The organism is Microbacterium sp. M3 (assembly GCF_033548675.1).
Classification (GTDB): Bacteria; Actinomycetota; Actinomycetes; order Actinomycetales; family Microbacteriaceae; genus Microbacterium; species Microbacterium arthrosphaerae.
The window spans coordinates 275861-297176 of record NZ_JAWTZT010000004.1; the positions used below are offsets into that span (position 1 = coordinate 275861).

The following is a 21316-nucleotide window of genomic DNA, read 5'->3' on the forward strand; positions in this document are numbered from 1 at the left end:
CCTCAGGCACGGGCGCCCTCGCGGCCGTCCGGTCCCGGCGTCCCGGAACCAGCTCCCTGCGCCTGCCGGAGGGTGTCGCCCGCGGTGAGCCGGCGCAGCGTGAGGCCGCGCGGCGACTCGACGAAGCCGGCATCCCGCAGGGCCCCGCCCACCCCGGTGCCGTAGACGAACGCCCCGTTCACCTGCTCGATCGTCAGGGTGTCGAGCCGTCGCGAGCGCGCCGTCGTCGCGAGCCCTTTCGTCGCGGCCGCGAGGACTGCCTCGTCGCCGGTGAAGGCGAGCGCCGACTTGCCGCCGCGCTCGAGGTAGAGCGCGAGGGCGCCGTCGACGAGCACGACGAGCGCCCCGGCCTTGCGTCCCGGCCGGTGCCCGACTCCCACCAGGGCCGGCCACGCGAGCGCGGCGCCGTAGGGGTTGGCGGGGTCGGTCGCGGCGAGGGTCACCGCCCGGAGCGGCGGAGGGTCGGCGAGTCCTGCGAACTCGCGCAGGCGGTCGACGGTCGCCGAAGCGGCGAACTGCGCGGCGCCGAGCTTCTCGATCACGTAGCCCCGGCGGCAGTGCCCGGCCTCTTCGAAGCCGGCGAGCACCCGGTATGTCTGCGCGAAGCCGCCGGGCACGCCCTCGGACTGCACCGCGCCGCGGGTCACGACGCCGTACCGATCCAGCAGCAGGCTCGCGGTGGCGGTCGCGCGCAGCGCGGCATCGGCCTCGGCCGCAGGCAGCAGCGACCAGCGTCCGCCGATGGCCGGCGGTCGCGCCGGCACCGACGCCGCGACCGCGCGCACCGCCGCGCCGCGATACAGCCGGGCGCGGGGTGTGCGGCGACTGACCCGATGCGCCTGCGAGCCGCCCGACACGAGCGAGCGCACCGGGGCGAAGGTGTCGTTCGTGACGCGGCCCGCCCACGTGAGGCGCCAGAGCGCCTCGACCACCGACTGCTCGTTCTCGGCGCCGGTGGCCTGTCGCAGCTGGGCCGCGAAGTACGCGCCCCCGCCGCCGAGTGCGGCGAGCAGCTGCGCATCGAGCGAGCCCGGCGCGGGCTCGTCGGCCTCGTCGGGCAGTGCGAGCGTCAGCGGGACGGCGTCGGCGGGGTGCAGCGCGATCCAGCCGTCACGCCCGGGCAGGCTGCCGTGCCCCGACCAGACGACCTCGCCCGTCGCGGTCAGCTCGTCGAGCATGCCGGGGCTGTAGTCGGCGACCCGCGACGGCAGCACGAGGGACTCCCACGCGCTCGCCGGGATCGGCACGCCCGCGAGCTGCTCGACCACCGCGGCGACGCCGTCGATCCCCTCGAGCGGTCGGCTGACGTGCTGCCACACCGGCAGGAACCGCGCGTACGCGTGCTGCGGAACCGGCTCGACGCTCCCGCGGATCGCGGCGAGCGAGCGCATCCGCAGCCGTCGCAGCACCTCGGTGTCGCACCACTCCGCCTCGTCGCCGCGGCCGCCGTCGCTGCCCGGCGCCGTCGACGTGTCGGGCAGGAAGAACCCGCTCGTCACACGCCCCTGCGACTCGAGCCGCTGCAGGGTGTGGCGCGCGACGGCGACGCCGATGCCGAGGCGGTCGGCCGCGGCATCCGCCCGGAAAGGTCCGTGGGTGCGGGCATGGCGGGCCAGCAGGTCGCCGAGCGGGTCGGCGACCGGCTCGAGGAATGCGGTGGGGATGCCCACCGGCAGCGGCACGCCCAGGGCGTCGCGCAGGCGACCGGCGTCTTCGATGGCGGCGATGCGGGCGACCCCGGCGATCGTGACCGGGATGGCCCGGCGCGTCGTGACCAGGGCGTCCAGGAGAGCGGATGCCGCCGCCTCCGTCGCGTGGGCGCCCCCGACGCCGTCGGAGCCGGGGTCGGCCCCGAGACGCACCGCGACCTCGGCGGCGTCGAGCGGGCCGAGCAGTCGCAGGAGATCGGCCACCCCTTCGAGACCGCGCGCGCGACGCTCGGGGTCGAGGCGCTGCGCTTCGCGCTCGAACTGCGCGATGACCTCGGGGTCGAGGAGCTCGCGCATCTCGACCTTGCCGAGCAGCTCCGACAGCAGCGCGGGGTCGACCGAGAGCGCCGCCGCGCGACGCTCCGCGAGCGGGGAGTCGCCCTCGTACATGAACGCGCCGACATAGCCGAACAGCAGGTCTCGGGCGAACGGCGACGGCTGCGGCGGCTCGGTCTCGATGAGCCGGATGCGGCGCTCGCCGATACCCCGCATCAGTCGCAGCAGCGACGGCACGTCGTAGACGTCCTGCAGCACCTCGCGCAGCGTCTCGAGGATGATCGGGAACGTCGGGTAGCGCTTGGCGACCTCGAGCAGCTGCGCCGAGCGCTGCCGCTGCTGCCACAGCGGCGTGCGCTTGCCGGGGTTGCGGCGGGGCATCAGCAGGGCGCGCGCCGCGCACTCGCGGAACCGCGAGGCGAACAGCGCCGAGCCGCCGACTTCCTCGGTCACGATCTGGTCGAGCTCGTCGGGGTCGAAGACGAAGAGGTCGGCGCCCGGCGGCTCCGCCGTCGCGTCGGGGATGCGGGCGATGATGCCGTCGTCGCTCGCGACCGCCGAGCCGTCGACGCCCAGCCGTTCGCGGATGCGGGCGTTGACCGCCAGCGCCCACGGCGCGTGCACCTGCATGCCGTAGGGGGAGTGGAGGATGACGCGCCAGTCGCCGACCTCGTCGCGACCGCGTTCGACGGTGAGCTGACGGTCGGTGGGAAGCGTGCCGGTGGCCTCGCGCTGCTCGGCCAGGTAGGCGAGCAGGTTGTCCTGCGCGTAGTCGTCGAGGCCGGCCTCGCGCAGCCGCGCCTCGGCCTTGTCGGGCTTCGCCGTCGACACCTCGCGCGAGAACCTGCCGAGCGCCTCGCCCAGTTCGGCCGGCCGCCCGATGCCGTCGCCGTGCCAGAACGGCACCTTGCCCGGCTGTCCGAACGCCGGCACGACGTTCACGCGGTCGTGCGTGATCTCCACGATGCGCCAGCTCGTGGTGCCGAGCGTGAAGACGTCGTTGACGCGCGACTCGTAGACCATCTCCTCGTCGAGCTCGCCGACGCGGGCGTTCTGCGATTCCCCCGCGATGAAGACGCCGAACAGGCCGCGGTCGGGGATCGTTCCGCCGCTCGTCACGGCGATGTGCTGCGCGCCCGGGCGTCCCGTGAGCACCCCGAGGTCGCGGTCCCACACGACGCGGGGCCGGAGTTCCGCGAACTCGTCGGAGGGGAACCTGCCGGCGATGAGGTCGAGGGTGGCCTCGTAGGCCGATCGGGGCAGCGAGCGGAACGGCGCGCTGCGCTTGAGCGTCTCGTACCAGCCCTCCACGTCGACCGGACCGACCGCCGCGGCGGCGACCGTCTGCTGGGCGAGGATGTCGAGCGGGTTCTGCGGGATGGCGATGGCCTCGATCTGGCCTGCCAGCATCCGCTCCGTGACGATGGCGGTGTGCAGCACGTCGCCCCGGTGCTTGGGGAACAGCGCCGCCCGGCTGACCTCGCCGACCTGGTGCCCGGCGCGGCCGATGCGCTGCAGCCCTGAAGCGGCGCTGGGCGGCGCCTCGACCTGGATCACGAGGTCGACGGCGCCCATGTCGATGCCGAGCTCGAGGCTGCTCGTGGCCACCACGCAGCGCAGCGCGCCCGACTTCAGCTCCTCCTCGACCTGCGCACGCTGCTCCTTCGACACCGAGCCGTGATGCGCTTTCGCGAGCACGGGGTCGGCACCCGCGGTTGCTCCCGCCTGGGCCATCATCGCCGCCGGCACGCTCGCGTCCGGCAGGTCCAGTCCGAGGCGCTCGGAGTAGATCTCGTTGAGCCGGCCGGTGAGACGCTCCGCGAGGCGTCGCGAGTTGCAGAACACGATCGTCGACCGCTGCTGCAGGATGCGATCGACGATCGCCTCCTCGACGTGCGGCCACACCGAGCCGGTGATCTCGGTCTCGCCGCCGCCCGTGGCGCGGGACCCGCGGCCGGCGGAACCGTCGTTGAACCAGTCCTCGTCGACGGGCTCGCCGGACTCGTCGGTGCCGCCGGATGCCGGGGCCGAGGCATCCGTCCCGCTCCACGCGGCGGGATCGGACTGATACGCGCTCGGCGCGGGCGGCGGGTTGAGCATGTCGCCGATCGGCACGACGACCTTCATGTCGAACGCCTTGCTCGCCCGCGGGGCGACGATCTCCACCGGTTCTGCGCCGCCGAGGAACCGCGCCACCTCGTCGATCGGACGGACGGTGGCCGACAGCCCGATGCGCTGGGCGGCCGGCGCCTCGGGCGCGAACGAGCGGCGGAGCGCATCGAGGCGCTCGAGGCTCACCGCCAGGTGCGCCCCGCGCTTGGTGGCGGCGACGGCGTGCACCTCGTCGACGATGACGGTGTGCACGTCGCGCAGCGTCTCGCCCGCGCGGCTCGTCAGCATGAGGTACAGCGACTCGGGGGTCGTGATGAGGATGTCGGGCGGCGCCTGCACCAGCTTGCGCCGGTCGGCGGCGGGGGTGTCGCCCGAGCGCACCCCGACGCCGACGTCGGGAACGGTCAGACCGAGCCGTCGCGCCGACTGCCCGATGCCCACCAGCGGCGAACGCAGATTGCGCTCGACGTCGACGCCCAGGGCCTTGAGCGGTGAGATGTAGAGGATGCGCGTCGCGGGGGCCGCGGCATCCCGTTTCTTCTTCCGGCCGTCGGGAGGGGGAGCGGATGCCGCGGCAGCCGCCTTGTCGTGGAACACCCGGTCGATCGCCCACAGGAAGGCCGACAGCGTCTTGCCCGATCCGGTCGGTGCGACGACGAGGGCATGCTTGCCGGCCGAGATGGCCTGCCATGCACCTTTCTGGGCCTCGGTCGGGGCGGGGAAGGCGCCGCGGAACCACTCCTGCGTGGCAGGACCGAACCGCTCCAGGACGTCGCCCATCCCTCCATCTTCGTCGCGATCGCCGACATCGGGCCAGGCTGGGCCTCGGCCGACGCGTCGCGTATGCTCGGTGGGCCCCCCGCATGCCGTCAACGCCGAGGACCGTCATGGAGTCGACGCCGTCGAGCGCGTGGGACGCTCCGACGCCCCTCACGCGCCGCACGGATCCCGTGTCAGCCGCGCGCTCCTGGTCGCGCTCGCGACGTGCGCGCACCTTCGGCCTGGGCGCCCTCTGCGGTGGGCTCGCCCTCTCGCTCGTGGTCGTCGTCACCTCGATCTTCGCGGCCTCCGCCGACCGGCCGCCGCTGCTGCCGCAGCCCGCTCCCGCGGCGGAGGAGCGCCCCGCGCCGCGCGTCACCCCGACGCCGACCCCCTCGCCCACGGTGCTCAAGGTCGCGGAGGAGCCGGCCGACACGGTTCCCGAGCCCGAGGCCGAGGCTGAGACGGTCGTCGACCCGGCGCCCGCGCCCGAGCCGACTGCCGTCGAGCCGCCGCCTGCTGCCGCGGACGAGGCCGAGCCCGCGCCCGGCAACAGCGGCAGCGCGCCCGGGCGCACCAAGACCCCGAAGAACCCCTGACCCGCGATTCAGCGCTCGTCGGGGATGAGGATCCACAGGAGCAGGTAGAGCAGGATCGACACGCCGAAGAAGACGGTCGCACCCACCGTCAGCACCCGGATCGGCACCACGCTGCAGCCGAAGCGGTCGGCGACCCCCTGGCAGACTCCGGCGATCATGCGCCCCTTCCGGGGACGGACCAGGCGATGCATGCGTTCATCATGGTCCGGGGCGCCGGCCCGCGCCAGGGGGTCAGCGCTCGGACGGCACCAGGAGCCAGAGCAGGACGTAGATCCAGAGCGAGAGGCCGAAGAAGAGGACGGCCGCCACGGTGAGAATGCGGACGAGCGTGACGTTCCACCCGAACCGGTTGGCCACGGCCGCGCAGACGCCTGCGATCCAACGGCCCTGCTGAGGTCTGACGAGTGCGTTCATGGCACCATCCTCGCCCGCGCGAGGCGCGGCCGCACGGGTGCAGACCCCCGGCTTCGAACGGGCGCCGGCCCGCGGCATCCGCTCTCCTCTCATGAGGACGGATGCCGCGGCCCGGGGCTCACCGCTCGGTCAGCCGCCCGTCGCGGTCGAGCTCGAGGGTGAGCGTCACGCCGATGCGCTCGAGGAACGTGTCGTCATGGCTCACCACGAGGACCGCGCCGCGGTAGGCGGCGAGGGCGGCGACGAGCTGGTCGACCGTGTCGAGGTCGAGGTTGTTCGTCGGCTCGTCGAACACGAGCAGCTGCGGGGGCGGGTCGGCGAGCATCAGCCGGGCGAGCGCGACGCGGAACCGCTCGCCGCCCGACAGGGTCGCCACCGGCCGCTCGACCGCCGCACCCCGGATGAGGAACCGGGCGAGCCGGTTGCGCAGCTCGACCATCGTGACGCTCGGCGCCGCCGGCGCCACGTTGTCGAGCACCGACCCGGCGTCGTTGAGCCCGTCGACGCGCTGCGGCAGGTAGCCGACGCGGTCGGTGTGCAGTTCGGCGTGTGCGGAACTCCACGGATCCGGCGTCGATTCGCCCGACTCCGCGGCGGCGTGCCCGAGCCCGCCCGAATCCGTGGAGTTCCGCAGGCCGACACCGACCAGCTTCTCCAGCAGCGTCGTCTTGCCGGCGCCGTTCGGGCCGATCAGCGCGACCCGCTCGGGGCCCTGGATGATCCACGAGTGCTCCTCGTCGCCCAGCGTGGCGATGCGACGGCCCGCGGGCACGCCCGGGTCGGGCAGGTCGATCTTCACGATGTCGTCGTCGCGCACGCGGCGCTCGGCGGCATCGAGGGCCTCGCGGGCGGATGCCTCGCGATCGGACTTCTCGCCGCGCAGCTTGCCGGCCGAGACCTGGGCCGCGCGCTTGAGGTTGCCGGCCACGATCGGCGGCACGCGCTTCTCGAGCTGCGCCTTCCGGCCCATCGCGGCCCGCCGCGCGATCGTCGTCTCGGCCTCGATGCGCTGACGCTTCTCGCGCTTCACGGCCTGCCGGGCCGTGCGCTCGGCGTCGCGGGCGGCGCCCTGCTCGGCGTCGAGCCACGCGCGCCACTCGGAGTACGGGCCGCCGAAGACCGACAGCTCGTTCGCGTACAGCTCGGCGGTGTCGTCCATGAGCTCCAGGAGCGCGGTGTCGTGGCTGACCACGACCAGCGCCCCGCGCCAGGACCGCACCATGTCGTGCAGGCGCGCGCGTGCCTGCCGGTCGAGGTTGTTGGTGGGCTCGTCGAGCAGCGCGATCGGCGCGCCGCGCAGCCGGATGCCGGCGATCGCGGTGAGCACTGCCTCTCCGCCCGACAGCTGGCCGACGCTGCGGTCGAGCATGTCGGGCGCGAGGCCGGCCTCGGCGAGGGCGGCATGGGCGCGCGCCTCGACGTCCCAGTCCGAACCGACCGCGTCGAAGTGACGCGGGTCGGCGTCACCGGACTCGATCGCGCGCAGTGCGCGGAGCGTCTCGCCGACGCCGAGCAGATCGGCCACGGGCCGGTCGACGTCGAGCGTCAGGCGCTGCGGCAGGTACGCGGCATCCGCTGTGCGTGCGACGTGTCCGCCGCCGGGCTCGAGCTCTCCGGCGATGAGCCGCAGCAGCGTCGATTTGCCGGAGCCGTTGCGGCCGACGAGGCCGGTGCGGCCCGAGCCGAACGAGCCGCTGACGTCGCTGAGGGCGGCGGTGCCATCGGGCCACGCGAACGAGAGCCGGTCGAGGACGACGGCGGGGGTGAGGGTGTGTGCGGGCATGAGGTCTCCTGTGTCAGTCGTGCGCTGACACCGAGGACCGCGAGCCGCCCGGGCATGGCGAGGCCGGGTGAGAAGCGGGGGATCGACGTGCAGCGCGGAATCAGATGCGCCGGCGCGTCGAGTCGACGGGGCAGCGCGATTACAGCGCGGACGCGTCGATCAGCTTCAAGGGAGTTCCTCACCGAGGGGACAAAGGCCGTCAGCCACCATAGCGGACCGTCCTGAGCGTGACCAGTGCTTCGTGCGAGGGCCTGGATCTCCGTCGCGTGGGGGAGTCGGCGAGACGGGCCGGCCTCATAGCGTCGATGCATGACGCAACAGAAGGCACCCGACGGGCCCAACGCGGCGGCCTGGGGCGCCGGCATCGCCCTGGGGATCGGTGTCGGCACCTCGCTCGGCGTGGCGCTCGGCAACATCGCCCTCGGCGTCGGCCTCGGGCTGGCGTTCGGCATCGCCCTGGCGGTGGCGCTCAGCGGCGCGGGACGGAGCGGAGCCAAGGGGGACGCCCGGCCCGACAGCGCCGCCGGCGGAGCGGCCGCCGTGGACGGGCGCCCGGCCGGCGACACGGCAGGCGACGGCGGCCGGGGCTCATCCGACGGCGGATCCGAGGGCGGCGGCTCCGACGGTGGCGGAGGCGGCGGAGGGGACTGACCCGCGGCTCAGCCGGCGGAATCGGAACGGAGCTCTTCGAGCTGCTTCTCGAGGAATCCCCGCACGTCGGCGAGCTCCACCTCCGACACGCTGTGGGTCAGGCCCTGGTAGACGCGGCCGCTGAGCTCGACGTGCTCGGGCAGCCACTGCGTCGTGTGCGCGACGAGGAAGCCCGGGATGACGTCGTCGTTCGTGCCGCGGCCCCAGAAGACCGCGGGCCGGCGTTCGGCGAGAGCGGCATCGCCGGGCAGCTCGCCCGGCGTGGCGTAGCCGGAGAGGTTGACGGCGTAGGCGAACCGCTCGGCGTCGAGCCGCATGGCCTGCAGCGACACCGCACCGCCCTGCGAGAAGCCGAGGAGACCGACGGATGCCGCGCCCCCGGCGTGTGCGTCGACCCATTCGAGCACGGCCTGAGCCGCGCGTGTCACGTGCGACGGGTCGCGTCCGTCCAGGCCGTCGATGGGATACCAGGAGCGGCCCGGCGCCGGCCACGGCGGCACCAGGGGAGCGGCGAGGCTGGCGACCACGAAGTCGTCGGGCAGGTAGGCGCGGAGCGGATACAGGTCGTGCTCGTCGGCGCCGTAGCCGTGCAGCAGCAGGAGGAGATGGCGCCCGGCGAGCGCGGTGCGCTCGGCCGACCACAGCACGGCGTCCGCGTCGAGGACGAGCGCTTCGGTCATGGGCACATCCTCGCACGCCCTGCCGACACCGGGACGGGGCCGACACCGGGACGGGGCCGACGCCCGAACCGCGCAGACGCCGGAAGAGGGGCAACACGGGTCGCGGCCTCTGCGCGCGGGCGCTGCGCGGGGTATACAGGAGGCATGTCCGTGCGCACCCCCGACCCCGAGCCGGCAGGCGACGAGCCGTTCGGCCCGCCGGCCGGGAACATCTCGAACCCCGCGTGGCTGAGCGACATCGAGCTCGAGGAGGCGCGACGGCGCCTTCCGATGCTCTACGTCGAGGGCATCCCGGTGCGCACCGACGGCATGGGCCAGGTGACGCAGGTGGGGATCCTCCTGCGCGCCACCCCGGTGGGCGAGATCTCGCGGACGATCGTTTCGGGCCGCGTGCGCTACGGTGAGACCGTGCGCGACGCGCTGTTCCGGCACCTCGAGAACGACCTCGGCCCGATGGCCTTCCCGCTGCTCCCGCCGCAGCCGACGCCCTTCACCGTCGCCGAGTACTTCCCGCTCCCCGGCGTCAGTGCCTACCACGACGATCGTCAGCACGCCGTGTCGCTCGCGTTCGTGGTGCCGGTCACCGGCACGTGCGAGCCTCGTCAGGACGCACTCGAAGTCACCTGGCTGACACCAGAGGAAGCGGCATCCGATGCGCTCGCCGCCGAGATGGAGGGCGGCCGCGGCACCCTCGTGCGCCTGGCCCTCGCCAGCGTCGGCGCCCTGCGCTGAGCGGCCGCGAACCCCGGCGACCGGCTCTCGCGGACGTCGGCGCCGCCGCCTAGGCTCGGCAGGGTGACTCTCGCACCCCTGCCGTTCCCCGCCGACGCCTCCGGCTGGGCGGCCTTCGTCGCTGACCGTCCCGCACAGCGCATCGCGCGCGTCCGGGAGATCGACGCGCGGCTCACGTCCGAGCCCGAGCTCTCCACGGTCGAACGCCTCGAGCTGTGGAACGACGCCGACATCGCGCTCGCCGAGGCGCTGAGCGAGGCGTATGTCATCAGTGAGGCGCATCCCGACGCGGCGGTGCGCGAGACGGCGGAGACCCAGGTGCAGGCGGTCGAGTCGCTGTCGGCGGCCCGCCTGCTCGATCGTGAGCTGTGGAACGCCTTCGCGGATGCCGAGGCCGACGGGCTGGACGCCGATCAGGAGCGTCTGCTCGCGCACCTGCGGCGCGACTTCCGGCGCGGTGGCGTCGAGCTCGACGACGCCCAGCGCGCGCGGGCGCGTGAGCTCGCCGACCGCGACACCGAGCTGTCGCTGACGTTCTCGCGCAACATCCGGGACGGGCGTCGCGAGATCACCGTTCCGGCGTCGGGGCTCGCGGGGATGCCCCAGGACTTCCTCGACGCGCATCCGGCCGACGAGAACGGCCGGGTGACCCTCACCACGGATTACCCCGACCTCATGCCGATCCGCGACTACGCCGCCGACCGCGCGACGCGGACCGCGCTCGTCAGCACCTACAACGACCTCGCGTGGCCCGAGAACGACCCGATCCTGGCCGAGCTGCTCGAGGTGCGCGCCGAGCGGGCGCGGCTGCTCGGCTACGCCGACTGGGCCGACTACGAGACCGAGACCCGCATGATCGGCTCGGGCGCCGAGATCCCGGCATTCCTGTCGCGCCTCGACGAAGCCTCGCGCGCGGCCGCCGACGCGGAGTACCCGCTCCTCCTCGAACGGCTGCGGCGCGACGCGCCCGACGCCGACGTCGTCAGCACCGCCGACTTCTGGTACCTGCTCGGCGCGATCAAACGCGAGCAGTACGACGTCGACGCGCAGCTCGTCCGCTCTTACTTCCCGTTCGAGCGCGTCGTCACCGGCGTGCTCGACGTGACCGGCCGCCTGCTCGACGTCGAGTACGTCGCGGTGGACGAGCCGACGTGGCACGACGACGTGCGCACCTACGACGTGGTGCGCGGGGGCGACCGGCTCGGTCGCATCCACCTCGACCTGCACCCGCGCGAGGGCAAGTTCAACCACGCCGCGTGCTTCCCGCTCGCGCCGGGGGTCGCCGCTCGCGTGCTGCCGGAGGCCGCGCTGCTGTGCAACTTCTCCCGCGGTCTGCTCGAGCACGACGAGGTCGTGACGTTCTTCCACGAGTTCGGGCACCTCGTGCACGACATCCTCGGCGGCCGCCAGCGCTTCGCGCGGTTCAGCGGCGTCGCGACCGAGTGGGACTTCGTCGAGGCGCCGAGCCAGCTCCTCGAGGAGTGGGCGTGGGATGCCGGAGTCCTGGCCTCCTTCAGCGCCGACGCTTGGGGCGACCCGATCCCGGCGGCCCTGGTGGAGCGCATGCGCACCGCCGACGCGTTCGGCCGTGCGCTGGAGGTGCGGCGGCAGCTCGGTCACGCCAACGTGTCGTACCACCTGCACGTCGACCGGCCGGTCGACCTTCAGGCCGAGACCGAGCGCCTCTACGCCGAGACGAGCCCGGTCCAGCCGCTTCCCGGGCTGCACCCCTACGCGGGCTTCGGGCACCTGACGGGGTACGGCGCCTGCTACTACACGTACCAGTGGAGCCTCGTCATCGCGCGCGACCTCCTCAGCGGATTCGCGGACGGCCTGATGGACCCGGAAGCCGCGCGCCGGTACCGCACCGAGGTGCTGGAACGCGGTGGATCCCGCGACGCCCGCGACCTCGTCGAAGCGTTCCTCGGGCGCGCGTCGACCTTCGACGCCTACCGGGAGTGGCTCGCCGGCGACTGACGTTTCGCGGACGCGGGGCGGGGAGGTATTGTTCAGACACCCCCTGCGCAGTCACCCCTGCGACACAGACCCCCCGGTGTCGTCGAGGCGATGAGGCCCTGCTGTCGCGCGCCCGGCGACCTGGTTCGCCCCGCGGAGCGGCGGGCCGCGTCGCCGCGCCGAAAAGCGCTCGCCGACACGTGAATCAGAAGCGGAGACACAGGATGTCCGATCACGCCGTGAGCGCCGGAAGCCCCGATCAGGAAGACGCGACGCCGTTCGACAATCTCATCGGCGAGACGACGACGACCGCCTTCGGGTCGGGGTTCACCACGACGTTCCGCGGATACGATAAGGACGAGGTGGATGCCGCGATCGCCGGTCTCGACGCACGTGTGCGTGCGGCGAACGACGAGGTGACCCAGCTCAAGCAGCACCAGCGGCGCGCCGGTGCCGCCGTCGCGCAGAGCCGGGCCAAGGCCGAGCGACTCGAGGCCGAGCTGCAGGCCGCGGTCGACCGTCGTCAGGCCGAGGTCGATGCCGCCATCGCCGCCCGCCAGGCCGAGGTCGACGCGACGCTCGCCGCTCGACAGGACGAGATCGACCGGCTCCAGGCGGCGCTGGCGGCTGCCGAGGAAGGCCGCCGCGCCGACCGCGAGCGCGCGGCCGCGGACGCCTCGAAGGCCCGTGCAGAGGACGACGACGTCGTCCAGCGGCTGCAGGGCGAGCTCGAACTGGCCAACGCCAAGATCGCCGACGCCGAGCAGCGGGTCCAGTCGCTCAGCGACGAGCTCGTCGGTGCGACCACCGAGTCGCCGAACCGCCAGCAGTTCGAAGAGGTGCTCCGGGTGGCCGAAGACCAGGCGAGCCTCCTCATCCGCAACGCCACGATCCAGGGCGATCGGCTGCTCGAAGCAGCGCGCGAAGAGATCGCGAACCGTCGTTCGTCGGCGCAGGCCGAGGCCGACGCGATCATCTCGCAGGCCCAGAGCGACGCGCAGCAGGTGCGTCTCAAGATCGACACCGAGCTGACCGCCCACGAGGCGCGCGTCGAGCGCGAGACCGCCCACGCTGCCGAACGGGTGTCGCAGGCCGAGCGCGAGGCGGCCGCCATCCGCTCCGAGGCCGAGAAGGGCGCCGCGCTGCTGCGGTCGACCGTCGCACGCGAGACGGCCCGCGACCGGGCCGAGGCCGAGGACGCGGTGCGCGAGCTGCGACTGCGCGCGCTCGAGTTCGAGGCATCCCTCACCCGTCGCCAGGACGATGCCCACCAGGAGTTCCTCGTGCTGCACAACCAGGCGGTGGCGCACGCGGAGCGCATCACGCAGGACGCGAACGAGCAGGTCGCGGCGTCGCTCGAGCACGCCCAGCGTGTGTCGGTGAAGGCCGAGGACTTCGAGCGCCTCATGCGGGCGCAGTCGCAGCAGATCGAGGCCGACGCGCAGCTGCGCGCCCGCGAGCACCTCGAGCAGGCGCACGTGAAGGCCGAGCGCATCATCGACCTCGTCACGTCGCACTCGCAGGCGGTGCTGCGCGACGCCGAGGACCGCACCCGCCAGCTGCGGTGGCAGCAGCACCAGCTGATGAGCTTCATGGCCGAGGTCAAGGAGCTCATCCGCCCCGAGGGCCTGCTCTCTGCCGCGAGCGCCGACGAGCCGTCGGCGCAGGCCCCCAGCGCCGATGGCGCCGATGCGCAGGTGACGGATGCCGCGGCCGCCGCGCCGGGGATCGGCGAGGCCGCCGGTGACCTGACGCCGGACACCGAGGGCGGCGAGGCGGAGGTTGCGGGTGAGCCCGCTGAGGTCGAGGGCGGCGAGGCCGAAGTCGAAGGCGAGGCCGCTGAGGTCGAGGGCGGCGAGGCCGAGGTCGAGGGCGCCGAGGTCGACGGTGCTGATGTCACTGCGGGCGAAGACGACCCAGCGGTTGCCGAGGTCGCCGAGGCCGGTGCCGAGCAGCCCGGCGATGCGCCGGCCGAGCGCGAAGGCGCACACGAAGACTGACCCCCGCTCGTTGAGCGAAGGGCGCTCCAGCGCCCGAAGACGAAACGCCTCGAGCCCGCGGTGTGCGCCGGGCTCGGGGCGTTTCGTCTCGCTCGTTCCTCGCTCGCTCGACGACCGGTGACCGGGTGTGCGCCAGGCTCGGGGCGTTTCGTCTCGCTCGTTCCTCGCTCGCTCAACGACCGGCGGCCCCGGGTGCGCGCCGGGCTCGGGGCGTTTCGGCTCGCTCGTTCCTCGCTCGCGCGACGACCGGTGACCTGGTGTGCGCCAGGCTCGGGGCGTGTCGTCTCGCTCGTTCCTCGCGCGCTCAACGACCGGCGGACCCGGGTGCGCGCCGGGCTCGGGGCGTTTCGTCTCGCTCGTTCCTCGCTCGCTCAACGACCGGCGGACCCGGGTGCGCGCCGGGCTCGGGGCGTTTCGACTCGCTCGTTCCTCGCTCGCTCAACGACCGGCGGACCCGGGCCCGCGGCATCCGCCCCTCTTCAACAGGTCAACCGCGGTTCTGCAGGAGCATCGGGCGCGGAACTCTCCTGTGGAAGCCCGGTTGGCCTGCCGAGCGACATAGCGGTCGCCGGCGCATCGCGGCGGAAGGCGCGGGCGCGAGACTCGGAGAGCGGGCGAGAATCGGCCGATCCGCCGTGATGCGGCCGATTCCCGCGGGATCTCCGACTTCCGCCGGGACCCGCCCGCGGACCGGCCCGGGTCAGGCGGCCGAGGTCTCGCGGGCGATCGCGGCGAGGAAGGCGTCGATGTCGTTCTCGGACGTGTCGAAGCTGCACATCCAGCGGACCTCGTTCTTCGCGGCATCCCAGTCGTAGAAGCGGAACGACGCGCGCAGGCGGTCGGCGACGCCGTCGGGCAGCGTCGCGAAGACGCCGTTCGCCTGCGTCGGCTGCGTGAACGCGACGCCGCGGATCGATCCGTCGGCGAGCCCGGCCTCGATGCCCGCGCGCAGCCGCTGCGCCATGGCGTTGGAGTGCGACGCGTTGCGCAGCCACAGGTCGCCCTCGAGCAGCGCGATCAGCTGCGCCGACACGAACCGCATCTTCGACGCGAGCTGCATGTCGAGCTTGCGCAGGAAGGTGAGCCCCTGCGACGCCTCGGGGTCGAGGACCACGATCGCCTCGCCCAGCATCGCGCCGTTCTTCGTCCCGCCGAAGCTCAGCACGTCGACGCCGACGTCGCGCGTGAACGCGCGGAACGGCACGCCGAGCGACGCCGCTGCGTTCGAGATGCGCGAGCCGTCCATGTGCAGCCGCATCCCGAGGGAGTGGGCGTGGTCGGCGATCGCCCGCACCTCCTCGACGGTGTACAGGGTGCCGAGCTCGGTGGACTGCGTGATCGACACCACGAGCGGCTGCGCGCGGTGCTCGTCGCCCCAGCCCCACGCCTCGCGGTCGATGAGCTCGGGGGTCAGCTTGCCGTCGTCGGCCGGGACGGTGAGCAGCTTGATGCCCGCGACGCGCTCCGGGGCGCCGCCCTCGTCGACGTTGATGTGGGCCGTGCCGGCCGCGATGACCGCACCCCAGCGGGGCAGCATCGACTGCATGCCCACCACGTTGGCCCCGGTGCCGTTGAACACCGGGTACGCCTCCACGCCGTCGCCGAAGTGACCGGCCATGACCTCCTGCAGGCGCTCGGTGTAGACGTCCTCGCCGTACGAGACCTGGTGTCCGTCGTTCGCGGCGGCGATCGCCGCGAGCACCTCGGGGTGGATGCCGGAGTAGTTGTCGGAGGCGAACCCGCGCAGGTTCGTGTCGTGGATCGTGGTCACGGGTGTCCAATCTAGTTCGTGGGTTCCCGGCTGCTGACGCGCTCGCTCGCTGCGGTCGTGGCGGGATGCTCCGTCTCCCTCGTTGCTCGCTCGCTCGACAGGCCGGGAACGTCGATCGAGCGCGCGGTCAGAGGGAGGGGTCGGTGAGGGCGACGATGGTGTCGTTCAGTTCCGTCGCGTCCGTCATCCAGAGGTCGGCGAACCGCTGCGCGAGCGCGTCCTCGAGCCCCGAGAGGCTCTTGGTGCGGAAGATGACGGATGCCGCCGCCAGCGGCTTGCCCGCATCGCGGGCGTCCTTCGCGAAGCCCTGGGCGACGGCCCGCGCCCACGCCTCGCTCGCGGCCTTGACGGCGGCGTAGTTCGCGCCGCCGGCCAGGGGGCGCTCGACCGCCACCGACGAGACGATGGCCGTGCGCGCCGAGTCCGACGCGCGCAGGTCGGCGTCGAACGCCCGGCTCACGTGGCGCAGCGCCGTGAGCGCGCCCTCCAGGAACCGGTAATCGTCGTCGCTCTGGCCGGCCAGACCGCCGCCGCCCCGCCAGCCCCCGACGAGGTGGAGCACACCGTCGACGGCGCCCTCGGCGGCGTGCACGCGCTCGGCGAGCGCGATCACCTCGCCCTCATCGCCGAGGTCGCACACCTCGGTGCGGACGCTGCCGGAGGATCCCACCGCGAGGGGTGCGGCATCCGACTCCAACGCCTCGGCGAACTCCCGCAGCTTGCCGGCGTCCCGGCCGACGGCCACCACCCGCGCCCCGGCGTCCCGCAGCTCGCGAGCTGCGGCGAGTCCGGACGCGCTGGTCGCCCCCGCGATGACGACGAGCCTGCCTGCGACGCTCATACCTCCACCCTTTCACGTCGACGACGTACGGTCTCGTCGAGCCACCACGTCGTCGTCGCCCACGACGTGCGTTCTCGACGAGAACGCACGATCTCGCCGAGAACGGTCAGGCCGATTCAGGAGTCGCGGCCGGTGATGCCGGCGGTCGACTCGATCACCGGCTTCATCTTCTTGTCGAGCGCCTCGAAGAACATCGACAGCGGGAACTCGTCGTCCAGGACCGCGTCGGTGTAGCCCTTCGGCGCCCCGGCAAGGACCTCGTCGGGCAGCCCGCGCGCCCACTGCGAGGCGGGGTTCGGGGTCAGCGTGCCGCGCACGAGGTCGTAGGCCGCGAGCCAGTGCGCCGTCTTGGGCCGGTCGATCGAACGCCAGTACAGCTCGTCGATCGCGTCGGCCAGCGCCACGACGGCGGCGGGCACGTCGTCCCAGTCGAACGCGAGCGCCGTGTCGGTCCAATGCAGCACACCGCGCTGATGCAGCCACGCGAACAGCAGCTGGCCACCGAGCCCGTCGTAGTTGCGCACGCGCGTGCCGGTGATCGAGAACCGGAAGATGCGGTCGAAGATGACGGCGTACTGCACGAGCTTCGCGTGCTCGAGCATCTCGGCCTCGGCGGCATCGAGCCGCTCGCCCGCATCGACGCGGGCGCTCAGCCGCTTCTGGATCGCGACGCACTCGCGGAAGGCCGTGAGATCGCACCGCAGCTCTTCGAGCGAGTACAGGAAGTACGGCATCCGCTGCTTGATCATGAACGGGTCGAACGGCAGATCGCCGCGCATGTGGGTGCGGTCGTGGATGATGTCCCACATCACGAACGTCTTCTCGGTGAGCGCCTGGTCGTCGAGCATGCGCGCGGCGTCGTCGGGCAGGTCGAGCTTCGTGATCCCGGCGGCGGCGCGCACGACGCGACGGTAGCGCGCGGCCTCGCGGTCCTGGAAGATCGCCCCCCACGTGAACGCGGGGATCTCGCGCATCGCCACGGTCTCGGGGAACAGCACGGCGCTGTTGGTGTCATACCCCGGCGTGAAGTCGAGGAACCGCAGCGACACGAACAGCTTGTTCGTGTACTCCGTCTCGAGCTGCGCGATGAACTCGGGCCAGATCACCTCGACGAGCACGGCCTCGACGTGGCGGTCGGACGAGCCGTTCTGCGTGTACATGGGGAAGACGACGAGATGACGGATGCCGTCGACACGGTGCTGCTGCGGCTGGAAGGCCGCGAGCGAATCGAGGAAGTCCGGGATGCCGAACCCCTCGTCCGTCCAGCGCTCGAAGTCGCGCACCGAAGCGCCCAGGTACTCCGCATCGTGCGGGAACGCGGGGGCGAGCGCCTGGATGCCGGCGACGATCTCGGCGACGTGCGCGCGGGCTGCGTCGTGGGACGCGGCATCCGGAATCGATCCGTCCTTGATCTGCAGGGGCTGGAGCGCCGTCGCGGCGGCCTTGAGGCGAAGCCAGGCGTCGCTCGTCTCGGCATCGCGGGCGTCCTCGACGACCTCGGGTTCGCCGACGATCGCCTTCGCGGTGTGAAGGGTGCTGCTGGACATGCTGAACCTCCGATCTTCGAGTGCGGTATCGCCCACGATTCTAGAGAAGTTCCCTTGTGGACGTGATTCGACAGGAAAGTTTCCTGCGCACGCTAAAGTCGACACATGGCTCCTCTGGACGACGCGATCGACGCCGGCATCGTCCGCGCGGTCTCGAACGACGCCCGCGCGACGCTCGCCGACCTGTCGGCGGCGGTGGGTCTGTCGGTCTCGGCCGTGCAGACGCGGCTGCGCCGGCTCGAGGCGCGCGGCGTCATCACCGGATACCGCGCACTGGTCGACGCCGAGGCGGTGGGCAAGCCGCTCGCGGCCTTCGTGGAGATCACGCCGCTCGACCCGGCCCAGCCCGACAACGCCCCCGAGCTGCTCGAGCACCTCTCCGAGATCGAGGCGTGCCACTCGATCGCCGGCGACGCCAGCTACATGCTGCTCGTCCGGGTGGCGACGCCCCGGCACCTCGAGTCGCTCATCCGCGACATCCGCGCCGCGGCATCGGTCAACACCCGCACGACGGTGGTGCTGCAGACGTTCTACGAGAACCGCCCGCTCCTTCCCGCCTGACGCCTCCGGCGTCTCGGCCATAGCCGCCGGGAGTCGCTGCCGCGCCGGGCCGGGCCGGGCCGGGTGGCCGAAACCGGGGATTCGCGTCGAGACCGGGGTCGTCGCCCCGTGGTTCGACGCGAACCCCTGAGTTCGCTGCCTCTCGGTAGGTGGGGCAACGGCGGAGCGCGCCCGGGCTCAGCGCAAGTCCCGGCCCCGCAGCGTGCGCGTGGGTAGTGTCGCGGTATGCCGTCCACCTCGCCCCCTCAACCGCACGGCCGTGGTGTGCTCATCGTCCGCAACACCGCGTCGGGCACGGCCGTGGTGCGGGCCGACCCCGCGGGCATCTTCGCGGCGCGCCTTCCCGAGGCGGCGGTGCACGAGCTCGCCGACGGCGAAGACCTCGCGGACGTCGTCGCAGCGGCGATGGAATCGGATGCCGCGCCCGCCGTGCTCGGCATCTACGGCGGCGACGGCTCGGTGTCGCGCATGGCGCAGCTCGCACGCCGCTATGAGCGGCCGCTGCTCGCGATGCCGGGCGGGACGTTCAACCACTTCGTGCGGGCGCTCGGAGTCGACAGCGTGGGCGCCGCGATCGACGCGTACGAGGCGGCCACGACCGTCGAGGTCGGCGTCGCGGACGCGACCGCCGATGACGACCAGCCGCTGACGGTGCTCAACGTCGTCTCGGTGGGCGCGTACCCGGAGCTCATCGAGGAGCGCGAACGGCGCACGAGCCTCGGGAAGTGGATCGGCGGCGTCGTCGCCACCGCGGCGGCGCTCCGCCGCGCGGAGCCGCTGACCATCGTGCGCGAGGGGCGCCGGGCGCGCGTGTGGTCGGTGTTCGTGAGCGTCGGGCGCAACGATCCCGACCGCGTCGCCACGATGCAGCGGCAGGAGGCCGAGACGGGCGTGCTGGACGTCCGCATCCACCACGCGCGCGGCTCCAAGGTGCGCGCCCTCGCCTCGCTCGCGTTCGGCAAGCGCACGGCCGCGGTGCTGCGCGCGGTGCGGCTGTTCCCCCGCGACGAGGACGTCGAGCGGCTCGTGGTGCGCGACCTCGAGCTGCAGGTGCGGCCCGAGCCGGGGCATCCGTCCGTCTTCGTCCACGACGGCGAGCTCGAGCAGCGCGCGCCCGGCGGCTTCCGCCTCCGCTGCACCGCCGTGCCGGGCGCCGTGACGGTGTTCGCCCCGGGGGATGCCCGGGGTCGTTGAGCGAGCGGGAGCGAGTCGAAACGCGGGGCGGTACGCGGGGGCGGTACGCGGGGTCCGGGGCGTTTCGTCTCGGTCGCTGGCGCTCCCTCGCTCAACGACCGGGGCTTCTTTCCCGAGGGTTTCGGCTCGGTCGCCGGCGCTCCCTCGCTCGGCGACCGGGCCTACTGATCCCGGTCGTCGAGAGAGAGGAGGCGGGTCAGTCGTGCTGGGGGAAGCCCAGGTTGATGCCGCCGTGCGACGGGTCGAGCCAGCGCGAGGTGATCGCCTTCTCGGCAGTGAAGAACTCGAACCCGTGCGGGCCGTACGCCTTCGCATCGCCGAACAGCGAGGCCTTCCATCCGCCGAACGAGTGGTAGGCGACCGGCACGGGTATCGGCACGTTGATGCCGATCATGCCCACCGTCGCCTCGCGCTGGAAGCGCCGCGCCGCGCCGCCGTCATTGGTGAAGATCGCGGTGCCGTTGCCGTACCGGCTGGCGTTGATGATGCCGAGGCCCTCCTCATAGCCCTCGACCCGCACGACCGAGAGCACCGGTCCGAAGATCTCGTCGGTGTACACCGTCGACGAGGTCGGCACCTTGTCGATGAGCGTCGGCCCGAGCCAGAACCCGCCCGGGTCGCCGTCGACCTCGACTCCGCGGCCGTCGACCACGACGGCGGCGCCGTCATCGCCCGCCACATCGATGTAGGACGTGACCTTGTCGCGGTGCTGGCCGGTGATGAGCGGGCCCATGTCGCACCCGCGCGTACCGTCACCGACCTTCAGCCCGGCCATCCGGTCCGCGACCTTCGCCACGAACTCGTCGGCCACCGAGTCCACCGCCAGCACGACCGAGATCGCCATGCAGCGCTCGCCGGCCGAGCCGAAGCCCGCGTTCACCGCGGCGTCGGCGGCGAGGTCGAGGTCGGCATCCGGCAGCACCAGCATGTGGTTCTTCGCGCCGCCGAGCGCCTGCACGCGCTTGCCCTGCGCGGTCGCCGTCTCATAGACGTACTTCGCGATCGGCGTCGAGCCGACGAACGAGATCGCGCGCACGTCGGGGTGCTCGAGCAGCGCGTCGACGGCCTCCTTGTCGCCGTGCACGACGTTGAAGACGCCGTCGGGCAGCCCCGCCTCGGTGAGCAGCGCCGCGAGCCAGTTGGCGGCGGTCGGGTCCTTCTCCGAGGGCTTCAGCACCACGGCGTTGCCCGCGGCCAGCGCGATCGAGAAGAACCACAGCGGCACCATCGCCGGGAAGTTGAACGGGCTGATGATGCCGACGACGCCGAGTGGCTGGCGCAGCGTATAGACGTCGATGCCCGTCGAGACGTTCTCGGAGTACGCGCCCTTGGTGAGGTGGCCGAGGCCGCACGCGAACTCCACGACCTCCATGCCGCGGGCGATCTCGCCCAGCGCGTCCGACAGCACCTTGCCGTGCTCGGCGGTGAGGATCTCGGCCAGCTCCTGCTTGCGGGCGTTGAGCAGCTCGCGGAAGGAGAACAGCACCGCCTGGCGCTTGGCGATCGAGGCGTCGCGCCACTGCTCCCACGCCGTGGACGCGGCATCCACCGCCTCACCCACGTCTTCGTGCGTCGCGAACCGCACGTGCTTCTGGACCGTTCCGAGTGCCGGGTTGAACACCTGGCCGGTGCGATCGGATGCCCCGGCCCAGGGTGCGCCGTTCACCCAGTGCTCCAGGATCACCGTGCCGGCGCCCACCTCGTCGGTGCGCTCCATCATGTCCGTCATTG

General features: G+C 72.8%; 16 protein-coding genes. 7 read left to right on the plus strand and 9 right to left on the minus strand.

All coding sequences use genetic code 11. The features are described from left to right. Positions 1–2: 2 nt before the first annotated feature. Positions 3–4877: a DEAD/DEAH box helicase gene (locus R8Z57_RS13565; protein WP_318354318.1), complete on the minus strand. Its 4875-nt coding sequence runs from the start codon at positions 4875–4877 to the stop codon at positions 3–5. A gap of 107 nt (positions 4878–4984) precedes the next feature. On the opposite strand from R8Z57_RS13565, the gene R8Z57_RS13570 reads away from it, so the two are divergent. Beyond that, positions 4985–5455, plus strand: a complete 471-nt coding sequence (locus tag R8Z57_RS13570) for a hypothetical protein (RefSeq protein ID WP_318354319.1) — start codon at positions 4985–4987, stop codon at positions 5453–5455. Between the two features lie 8 nt (positions 5456–5463). Here the strand turns inward: R8Z57_RS13570 and R8Z57_RS13575 are convergent, their stop codons facing one another. The 3 genes from R8Z57_RS13575 to R8Z57_RS13585 all read right to left on the minus strand — a co-directional run bounded on the left by R8Z57_RS13575 (position 5464) and on the right by R8Z57_RS13585 (position 7652). After that, the gene (locus R8Z57_RS13575) at positions 5464–5646 is read right to left on the minus strand and encodes a PspC domain-containing protein (protein ID WP_318354320.1); all 183 of its coding nucleotides are present in this window, start codon (positions 5644–5646) and stop codon (positions 5464–5466) included. Between the two features lie 40 nt (positions 5647–5686). Beyond that, entirely contained in the window at positions 5687–5869 is a 183-nt protein-coding gene (locus R8Z57_RS13580) for a PspC domain-containing protein (RefSeq protein ID WP_203581747.1), read from the minus strand. A 118-nt stretch (positions 5870–5987) separates the two neighbouring features. Then, positions 5988–7652 (minus strand): ABC-F family ATP-binding cassette domain-containing protein, encoded by a 1665-nt coding sequence (locus R8Z57_RS13585; RefSeq protein ID WP_318354321.1) that lies wholly within the window; start codon positions 7650–7652, stop codon positions 5988–5990. 309 nt (positions 7653–7961) lie between these two features. On the opposite strand from R8Z57_RS13585, the gene R8Z57_RS13590 reads away from it, so the two are divergent. Then, complete coding sequence (locus R8Z57_RS13590) at positions 7962–8303, plus strand: hypothetical protein (RefSeq protein ID WP_318354322.1); 342 nt, start codon at positions 7962–7964, stop codon at positions 8301–8303. 8 nt (positions 8304–8311) lie between these two features. Here the strand turns inward: R8Z57_RS13590 and R8Z57_RS13595 are convergent, their stop codons facing one another. Next, positions 8312–8983 (minus strand): alpha/beta hydrolase, encoded by a 672-nt coding sequence (locus R8Z57_RS13595; RefSeq protein ID WP_318354323.1) that lies wholly within the window; start codon positions 8981–8983, stop codon positions 8312–8314. Between the two features lie 144 nt (positions 8984–9127). Between R8Z57_RS13595 and R8Z57_RS13600 the strand changes: the two genes are divergently transcribed. The 3 genes from R8Z57_RS13600 (at position 9128) to R8Z57_RS13610 (ending at position 13671) form a co-directional block, all read left to right on the plus strand. After that, positions 9128–9715, plus strand: coding sequence for an NUDIX hydrolase family protein (locus tag R8Z57_RS13600; RefSeq protein WP_318354324.1), 588 nt, complete (start codon positions 9128–9130; stop codon positions 9713–9715). 63 nt (positions 9716–9778) lie between these two features. Then, positions 9779–11692 carry a M3 family metallopeptidase gene (locus R8Z57_RS13605; RefSeq protein ID WP_318354325.1) on the plus strand — a complete coding sequence of 638 codons (1914 nt, stop codon included), beginning with the start codon at positions 9779–9781 and terminating at the stop codon, positions 11690–11692. Positions 11693–11895: 203 nt separating this feature from the next. Then, entirely contained in the window at positions 11896–13671 is a 1776-nt protein-coding gene (locus tag R8Z57_RS13610) for a hypothetical protein (protein ID WP_318354326.1), read from the plus strand. Between the two features lie 700 nt (positions 13672–14371). Here the strand turns inward: R8Z57_RS13610 and R8Z57_RS13615 are convergent. From R8Z57_RS13615 to R8Z57_RS13625, 3 genes are all read right to left on the minus strand, one after another. After that, positions 14372–15442 (minus strand): low specificity L-threonine aldolase, encoded by a 1071-nt coding sequence (locus R8Z57_RS13615; RefSeq protein WP_318354327.1) that lies wholly within the window; start codon positions 15440–15442, stop codon positions 14372–14374. Between the two features lie 127 nt (positions 15443–15569). After that, positions 15570–16283 (minus strand): SDR family oxidoreductase, encoded by a 714-nt coding sequence (locus R8Z57_RS13620; protein ID WP_318354328.1) that lies wholly within the window; start codon positions 16281–16283, stop codon positions 15570–15572. 116 nt (positions 16284–16399) lie between these two features. Then, complete coding sequence (locus R8Z57_RS13625; RefSeq protein ID WP_318354329.1) at positions 16400–17830, minus strand: DUF6421 family protein; 1431 nt, start codon at positions 17828–17830, stop codon at positions 16400–16402. A gap of 105 nt (positions 17831–17935) precedes the next feature. Here R8Z57_RS13625 and R8Z57_RS13630 point away from each other — a divergent pair, with 105 nt between their 5' ends. Both R8Z57_RS13630 and R8Z57_RS13635 read left to right on the plus strand, forming a co-directional pair. Further along, complete coding sequence (locus tag R8Z57_RS13630; protein ID WP_378722993.1) at positions 17936–18391, plus strand: Lrp/AsnC family transcriptional regulator; 456 nt, start codon at positions 17936–17938, stop codon at positions 18389–18391. 225 nt (positions 18392–18616) lie between these two features. Beyond that, positions 18617–19585, plus strand: a complete 969-nt coding sequence (locus tag R8Z57_RS13635) for a diacylglycerol/lipid kinase family protein (RefSeq protein ID WP_318354330.1) — start codon at positions 18617–18619, stop codon at positions 19583–19585. 196 nt (positions 19586–19781) lie between these two features. On the opposite strand, the gene R8Z57_RS13640 is transcribed toward R8Z57_RS13635, so the two are convergent. Beyond that, positions 19782–21314 (minus strand): CoA-acylating methylmalonate-semialdehyde dehydrogenase, encoded by a 1533-nt coding sequence (locus R8Z57_RS13640; RefSeq protein WP_318354331.1) that lies wholly within the window; start codon positions 21312–21314, stop codon positions 19782–19784. Positions 21315–21316: the final 2 nt, after the last annotated feature.

What these genes read in the sequence shown, in the direction of transcription:
- R8Z57_RS13595 (WP_318354323.1), bottom strand. Translation starts at nt 8,983, where the DNA reads ATGACCGAAGCGCTCGTCCTCGACGCGGACGCCGTGCTGTGGTCGGCC.
- R8Z57_RS13610 (WP_318354326.1), top strand. Translation starts at nt 11,896, where the DNA reads ATGTCCGATCACGCCGTGAGCGCCGGAAGCCCCGATCAGGAAGACGCG.
- R8Z57_RS13590 (WP_318354322.1), top strand. Translation starts at nt 7,962, where the DNA reads ATGACGCAACAGAAGGCACCCGACGGGCCCAACGCGGCGGCCTGGGGC.
- R8Z57_RS13635 (WP_318354330.1), top strand. Translation starts at nt 18,617, where the DNA reads ATGCCGTCCACCTCGCCCCCTCAACCGCACGGCCGTGGTGTGCTCATC.
- R8Z57_RS13600 (WP_318354324.1), top strand. Translation starts at nt 9,128, where the DNA reads ATGTCCGTGCGCACCCCCGACCCCGAGCCGGCAGGCGACGAGCCGTTC.
- R8Z57_RS13575 (WP_318354320.1), bottom strand. Translation starts at nt 5,646, where the DNA reads ATGCATCGCCTGGTCCGTCCCCGGAAGGGGCGCATGATCGCCGGAGTC.
- R8Z57_RS13580 (WP_203581747.1), bottom strand. Translation starts at nt 5,869, where the DNA reads ATGAACGCACTCGTCAGACCTCAGCAGGGCCGTTGGATCGCAGGCGTC.
- R8Z57_RS13620 (WP_318354328.1), bottom strand. Translation starts at nt 16,283, where the DNA reads ATGAGCGTCGCAGGCAGGCTCGTCGTCATCGCGGGGGCGACCAGCGCG.
- R8Z57_RS13625 (WP_318354329.1), bottom strand. Translation starts at nt 17,830, where the DNA reads ATGTCCAGCAGCACCCTTCACACCGCGAAGGCGATCGTCGGCGAACCC.
- R8Z57_RS13565 (WP_318354318.1), bottom strand. Translation starts at nt 4,877, where the DNA reads ATGGGCGACGTCCTGGAGCGGTTCGGTCCTGCCACGCAGGAGTGGTTC.
- R8Z57_RS13570 (WP_318354319.1), top strand. Translation starts at nt 4,985, where the DNA reads ATGGAGTCGACGCCGTCGAGCGCGTGGGACGCTCCGACGCCCCTCACG.
- R8Z57_RS13585 (WP_318354321.1), bottom strand. Translation starts at nt 7,652, where the DNA reads ATGCCCGCACACACCCTCACCCCCGCCGTCGTCCTCGACCGGCTCTCG.
- R8Z57_RS13640 (WP_318354331.1), bottom strand. Translation starts at nt 21,314, where the DNA reads ATGACGGACATGATGGAGCGCACCGACGAGGTGGGCGCCGGCACGGTG.
- R8Z57_RS13630 (WP_378722993.1), top strand. Translation starts at nt 17,936, where the DNA reads ATGGCTCCTCTGGACGACGCGATCGACGCCGGCATCGTCCGCGCGGTC.